This is a genomic window from Clostridium oryzae, assembly GCF_002029235.1.
In the GTDB taxonomy this organism is placed as follows: Bacteria; Bacillota; Clostridia; order Clostridiales; family Clostridiaceae; genus Clostridium_AE; species Clostridium_AE oryzae.
The window spans coordinates 1-7,472 of record NZ_MZGV01000115.1; the positions used below are offsets into that span (position 1 = coordinate 1).

4 protein-coding genes are annotated in these 7,472 nt (G+C 31.3%); 2 read left to right on the forward strand and 2 right to left on the reverse strand.

All coding sequences use genetic code 11. From position 1 onward, the window contains the following. Positions 1-586: 586 nt before the first annotated feature. A complete protein-coding gene (locus CLORY_RS22110) occupies positions 587-1,939 on the reverse strand; it encodes a hemolysin family protein (RefSeq protein WP_079428635.1) in 1,353 nt (450 codons plus the stop codon). Positions 1,940-2,192: 253 nt separating this feature from the next. Here CLORY_RS22110 and CLORY_RS22115 point away from each other — a divergent pair, with 253 nt between their 5' ends. Next, a complete protein-coding gene (locus tag CLORY_RS22115; RefSeq protein WP_079428637.1) occupies positions 2,193-4,343 on the forward strand; it encodes a methyl-accepting chemotaxis protein in 2,151 nt (716 codons plus the stop codon). 233 nt (positions 4,344-4,576) lie between these two features. Here CLORY_RS22115 and CLORY_RS22120 read toward each other — a convergent pair whose 3' ends face one another. After that, on the reverse strand, positions 4,577-5,695 hold the full coding sequence (locus CLORY_RS22120; protein WP_079428639.1) for a hypothetical protein: 1,119 nt from the start codon (positions 5,693-5,695) through the stop codon (positions 4,577-4,579). 97 nt (positions 5,696-5,792) lie between these two features. Between CLORY_RS22120 and CLORY_RS22125 the strand changes: the two genes are divergently transcribed. Further along, positions 5,793-6,839 carry a LacI family DNA-binding transcriptional regulator gene (locus CLORY_RS22125; RefSeq protein WP_079428641.1) on the forward strand — a complete coding sequence of 349 codons (1,047 nt, stop codon included), beginning with the start codon at positions 5,793-5,795 and terminating at the stop codon, positions 6,837-6,839. Positions 6,840-7,472: the final 633 nt, after the last annotated feature.

Genomic DNA, 7,472 nt, shown 5'->3' on the forward strand with positions numbered 1-7,472 from the left:
AACGCTCCCTGCGGGCTCTGTAAATTATATAGATTGCTAGTTTTAAAGTACCGTCTCTAAAATTTCTACACGTTAATTTTACAGACGTTATTTGATGAAGTTGTATCTTTAATTTTTCTTCGTAGATTATTAAGTGTGATCTTAATTATAAAGAGAGTTAAAGGCTTCTCTTCAATATGGAAACTGTTATAATTAACTTTCTTTTAATAATCCAACTACTTAAAAGCCTATTAATCGTGACAGGGCTCTACGAAGAAGCAGGTCTTCGAAGCCAAGACCTGTCCTGCTTAGATAGCTTTTTAAGGTTATCTCTATTAAAATGGATATTAGTTTTAGCAATTTCCAAATTAAAAAGAGGTTTTTTATCTTTCTAAAAAATTAGCGATGCACTTTAGTTTTCTTCGAAGAAATTAAAAAATTGTTATTCCATAGAATAACGTTTATCCAATAGCACTTAGTTTATATTTAAAAGATACATTAAATAATTAACAGCTATTTAATTTACAGAACACGAAGGGCGCAATGACCGGTAGGTCATACCCCCATCGTTGGTTCGCAATTTATTTAAATAACGATATAGCATTTCCTATTTATCATCTGGTTCTTCTTCTTTACTACAGTCCTGAGCTATACTTTCACCTAATTGAATTTTAATCTTTTGAATTCTATTTTCATTTACAGATTCAATAGTGAAGATCAAGTTGTCATAATTTATTGATTTTTTTTCGTTTTTCTCAGGGATACGTCCTAATAAATTAATAACAAATCCGCCTATTGTATCAGAATGTTCAGATTCTATATCTGTATTAAGACAATCATTTATTTCGTCTATTGGGACTGAACCATTTACGAGATAGGTACAATTATCTATTTTTTTTATGTAGCTGTCACTTTCATCATACTCATCAAAAATTTTCCCCATAACTTCTTCTACTAAATCTTCTATAGTTACAATACCTGAAAAGCCCCCATATTCATCTATCAATATGGCCATATGATTTTGAGAGGTTTGAAGTTCTTTAAAAAGCTGATCTATATTTTTTGTCTCTGGTACGAAGTAAGGAATACGTAATATTTTTCTTACATCTACATTATCAAAACCCACCTGAGAAGCTTCTATGAAAAAATCTTTCATATATAGTATACCTATTATATTATCTGTGTCGTCTTCATATACAGGAACTCTGGAATAATTTTCTTCTACTAGTCCATGAAGTATGCTGCTAATGTCTGAAGAAATATCAATCAAGAATACATCTGTTCTTGGCGTCATAACCTCTTTAGCCAATGTATCATCAAATTCAAAAATGCTTTCTATCATTTCTAGTTCTGTAGGGTTAATTACTCCATTTTCTTCTCCGACTTGAATTAGTGATTTAATTTCTTCTTCAGAAACTTTTTGCTCTAAATTTTCACAATTTATACCTATAGTCCTTATTAAAAGGTTAGTTGAACTCGATAATAACTTTATAAAGGGAGATGTAATCCTAGAGATAAAAGCTATAATTCTTATAGATCCCATAGCTATACTTTCAGATTTTTGAAGTGCTATTCTTTTAGGTAAGAGTTCTCCAAAAACTAGGGATATATATGAAATTATAACTGTAATTATAAATAACGATAATCTATCGCTATAGGGTACATTAAATTCCTTAAGTGCTTTAGATAAATATACAGAAAGTCCGGTAGCAGCGGAAGCACTGGCAAAAAAACCAGCAAGTGTTATTCCAACCTGAATTGTAGCTAAAAATTTACTAGGCTCTTTTAGTATTTTTTGCAATAAAATAGCCTTTTTATCACCAGATTCAACCAAAGAGTTAATTTTATTTTTATTAAGAGATACAATGGCCATTTCAGCTGAAGCAAAAAAGGCATTAATAAACGTGAGAATTGATATGAAAATCAGTTCCCACAAAATATTTAAATATGAACCAGACATATAAACCACTCCTTAAGTGAGAGAAAATATTAGGATAAATACTATAGTTATAGTTTTTAATTACATCAACTAATTATACAGTGAAAATTATAAAATAAATAGATTTTACGGACTTTATGTCATAATATAACACTTAATATAAAAGTTAATTAAATTAAATTGATTGCTAAAGTAATCGTTTTATATGGAAAATTTTTATTAGCTGTGATATACTGTAAATAAAAGTAATGCAGCGAAGGGAGATAAAACTAAGATGAGGAAAAAGTTGTTTGATTTTAAGACTAAGCCTCGAAAGATACATAACGTTGAGCCAAAAAGAGAGAAAAAAAATAAGCTTAATGATAGCTCAAAAACACGCAATATTCTTGAAAAAGTTAAAAATTCTATGAAGTTCTTAAGTAATATTGGCAAAAATAGCAAGATTAAAACAAGACTTGTTGCTACTTTTTTAGTTTTAACTGTAGTACCTATAAGTACTGTGGGTATTTTTTCATATAATATTGCAAGAAACACTATTAAAAATAAGGTTTCTACATTTTCCACAGCCTTGCTGGAGCAAATGAGTATAAATCTTAATTCGGTATTAACGAGTTATCAGGATATGTCTACACTTGTAATATCTAACAGTAAATTATCTGATTTGCTATGGTCTACTACTTCAGATGATTATGATAGGTTTCAGAGGTATAATGAGCAGCAGGACGCCCTATCTTCTATAGCAAACTCAGATCCGGATGTATCATCATTCTTTCTTTATATGGGTCCGGATCAAGAATCGATTGGTAGCATAAGTTCTGGTTACTCAGATTATTTTAAAAATCAGTTTGGTAAATCCGACTTATATAATAAAATAATGAAATCTAACAGTGGCTCATTTTGCTGGGTAACAGGATTAAATAAAAATGATTCTGAAATTTATTTATTTAGAAAGTATACTGATGTAAAATACAGTAAGTTTTCCGCAATTATCGTAATATCTATTAAATCCGAAAGGTTTACAAATGTTGCTAAAAAGATGAAACTTGATGAGGGTACTAGCCTTAGAATCTTTGATACTAGTAAGAAAAATATTTTCACCTTTACATCAAGTGGTACTAAAGTGCCTAAGAATGTTAAAGCATCACCAATGGTATATCAAAGAAAGACAGGCTCTTTTACTCAACACAATATACTAACAGGCTATAGTACACTAAATAATGGGTGGAAGTTAGCTTACGAGGCACCATACAGGTTTATAATGAAAGAAGTAACCTTTATGGGAGCTATGACACTAGCAGTAGGTGCTATATGTATATTGATAGCTATTATTATAGGATTTGCTATATCATTAGGTATTTCGAAACCTATTGGTAAATTTATGGAAGTAATGAAGAAAACCGAGGATGGAGATTTAAATATTTCCTTTATACATAATTCAAAGGATGAAATAGGTCATTTAAGTAGCAGCTTTAATGTTATGATAGAAAAAATAAAAGGAATAATTTCCTCTACTCAGGATGCTGCACAAAAAGTGTCTTCAGGCACTGAAAGTATAAATTCATCATCTAAGCAATCGGCAGAATCTGCTAAACAAGTGGCTGCAGCAGTGGAAGAGATAGCAAAAGGTTCTGTAGATCAGGCTAGAAAATCTGAAGAAGCAATAAATACTATTAAAGAATTGGCTGATAAAATAGAGGTAGTTACTAAAGGCGCTGAAGACGTTAAGAAAACATCTGGAAAAACTAAGGATATTGGTGTTCATTCAGTTAGCGTAGTTAATGAATTGAATCAGAAGACTGAAGAGTCTCTTAAAGTTGTAAATGAGATAAATGATTATATGTCAGCGTTGAGAGACAGTTCTGTTGCAATAGAGAAAATTGTAGAAGTTATAAAAGGAATAAGTGATCAAACAAGTTTACTTTCTCTAAATGCATCAATTGAAGCTGCTAGAGCTGGAGAGGCTGGAAGAGGCTTTGCTGTGGTAGCTGATGAGGTAAGAAAACTAGCAGATCAATCAGCTAAATCTACTGGAGAGATATCTCAAATAATAAGTGATATAAGAAACAAAACAGAGGATACATTTGTGTTAGTAGAAAAGGCAAATGTTATATTTAAAGCGCAAGAGGGTTCAGTTAAGAATACTGATAGTGCTTTCAAGGAAATAATTACTTCTACTGATTATATTTCATCACAGCTTGAAAATATAACAAATATTGTCAAGGATATGAATGCTTATAAGGAAAATGCAATAAATGCTGTTGAAGATATATCAGTTTTAGCAGAAGAGTCATCAGCTTCCACAGAGCAGGTTATGGCTTCAATACAGGAGCAGACTGCATCTTCCGAAGAAATTGCCGGCCTTTCAGACAGGTTATTTGCTGCTGTTAAGCAATTAAATGATTCTATGACAGTATTTAAGCTATAAGTATATTGAAATGGGACTCGGCTTGGATTGAGTTTTTAATAATTAAAAAGGTTTCAGAAAAATCATCAAATGGTTTTACTGAAGCCTTCTTTTTAGTCTAGGAATTTATGATTTTTGCTAATTTAGCAATTATCCATGTCTTTTAGGCAAATTTCCGTTAAGATGGTGAATTGTTTGAGACGTAGCCGAGTTATGAGCCATTAGGAAATTTGCCTAAAAGACTGATAATAAAGCTAAATTTCATTTAGAGTCGACCAATTTTCTAATGTATCAATTAAATTATTTATATTAGGACTTTTAGCATTCCTAACATAGTATCCAGAGGTAGCATTTGCTGTGTATAACGAACCTTCTATTCCTAATCCCATTAAAAGACCAAAGCAAAGACCGCTGTTAAAATTATCACCGCCTCCTGTGGATAGTTTTGGGTTCCTTGTGTATAGACTAGGGATCTCGGCAAATGAATTTAAATCCCATGATAAGGAACTAGTTAATGTATGAATTACGATAGAATCTAGGTTAAGCTCATTATAAATAGTATCACCCATATCTTTTAATTTAATAATAGCTTTATCAGAAAATAAATTTTTATATACTAGCGTCGTTTCATTTTCATTTAAACCAAGTACTACTTTATAGTAGCTATTAAATTCTTTTAGCAAGCTTAAAGCTTCTAATATTTCTCCATTGGATCTATCAGATATATCTGCTAAATCTACAAAGAATATTTTGCTTTTGTCCGGAGGCAGCGTACATAAGATATCATTTAGTATACCTCTATAGATAGAATTGTAATTGATAATGCCTGTCCAATTTACTAGAGCAATTAGATTGCTTTCGAAAAATAATTTTTTTATCGTCTCAACACCTAAAGTCATCTTAATGTTATCCCAATTTAATTTATTTAATGAATCTCTCTCAGATAATATGACTTTTCCATCATTAAATTCTAAAGCCATAGTTTCTCCTGGATTACCTATTGAATAAAGACTGCAGCTGTCTCTTAATACTTCAAATATAGGGTTTATATCTGGCAAGCCTAATGCAGACATGCAGTTTACGTGAACTCCTACAGAGCTTAATGCACTAGCCATAATAGGAGAATTGCCCCCTAATTTAATAAAGCGGCTGCTCATTTCCATGCAACAGCTCTTACCGCTTTTATCTATAAGATGGCTTCCAAACTGGTGCATTTTATCGAAGAATACATAATTACAATTATTGTCTTTTGAACGAACAATTCTAACGATTTTGTCGATAAATGCATCCAACCCTAACGTTACGGTTTTATTATTTACATCGTTCATATTTGATTTTAATTTTTCAATAGTTGTGCTTAACACTGTGTTCATGCTGTGAAACTCCTTTGTATTATTGATTGAGGTAAGCCTCATGTTTTGATATAATACTATTATACATTTAAAATAAGATTTTCGGAAAGGTGATATTATGCCAGTTACGATTAATGATGTGGCCCGGGAAGCAGGTGTGTCCATTACTACAGTTTCTAGAGTAGTTAACAACAACTATCCTGTTAAAAAAGAGACCAGAGAAAAGATAGAACGAGCTATAAAAAAACTTGGATATACTCCCAATATCATGGCTAGAGGGCTAATAACAAAGAAGACTTCAATGATTGGCGTGATAGTACCTGGAATAACTAATTTATTTTTTCCAACCATAGTAGAAGCTATAGAAGAGAAAATAAAAAGTAAAGGATATAACATATCGTTATCTAACACAGGTGGAGACGCAGAACTTGAAAAAGAGGTAGTAAATAGTATTATTTCTAGGCAAGTTGATGGAATAATAATAATAGATCCAAGAGTAGAAAACATTAAAAATGATTTTTACGAAGAACTTAGTTCAAGGCTGCCGATAATGATAATAAATGGCTTAACTTATGGTGATAAATGTAATTTTGTAAGTTACAATGAAAAAGTAGGAACTAAGGAAGCTATGGATTATTTAGTTTCATTAGGACATAAGAGAATAGCTTTTGTAAGAGGACATAAGAGTTATTCTTATGATATTAAAGAAGAAATATATAATGAAACATTGAGAGAAAATGGATTTACCTATAACGAAGTAATCAATGTTGGTAAGGGCAACAGTATAGAAGTTGTAAATAATACTGAAATGATGATAGAAAAGCTATTTAATAGTGAAGTACAACCTACAGCAGTGTTTGCGTGCAATGATCTTATGGCGGTTGGAGTTTTAAACACTTGCAGCAGATTGAATATAAGGGTTCCTGAAGATGTTTCGGTGATAGGCTGCGATAATACCATTATTGCTAGCATCAGTAGTCCTAAGCTTACATCTGTTGACCTTGATATGAAGGGTATAGGCAATAAGGCTGCAGAGCAGCTTATATTGATTATAGAAGAATTAAAAAAGGAAAGATGTAGTGTTGTATCGGATACTAAACTTGTAATAAGAGACAGCTGCGGAAAAGTTAGGGAAGAGAAAAAAGAGTTAAGAGAAAAGAGTTAAGAGCAAAGTGGAGGAAGAAATTCAGCTGTGCTGAATTTCGATAAATTAAATCGGAAAAGTAATTTCAAACTTCATTTTTTGCTCTTTAGGAATTTATGCTTTTGCCAATTATGGATAACATTTATTAATATTAAGATACACCACTAAAGAGTAAGAAAGCTGGGTATTAAATAAAAAAACGTTACATTATATTTACGAAGCAGTTAAAGAGAAGCAGTAAAATATTTTGAAGTTGGTGAATTAAGATGTTAAGGCAACAGAAGCAATAAAATAAAAATATTATATAAAGATTAAGAGATAGGGTATAAAAAAGATTACATCAGAAGTAGGCATTTGGAGTGAATTTAGCAATTACCCATGTCTTTTAGGCAAATTTCCGTTAAGATGGCGAATTGTTTGAGGCGCAGCCGAGTTATGAGCCATTAGGAAATTTGCTTAAAAGATGTGGCGTAATTGCTTAATGAACGTAATCAGCCGACATAGGGTGTAACCATTTTTTATTCTATAGGAAACTATGTAATTGCAAGGTTGTGGATAAGTGTGTAAAATATAGGTATTATGGTAGATAAGAAAATAACAGTAAAAGAAATATTAGTAGATAAGTATCAGGATTTTAAAAATAAATATTGGAGT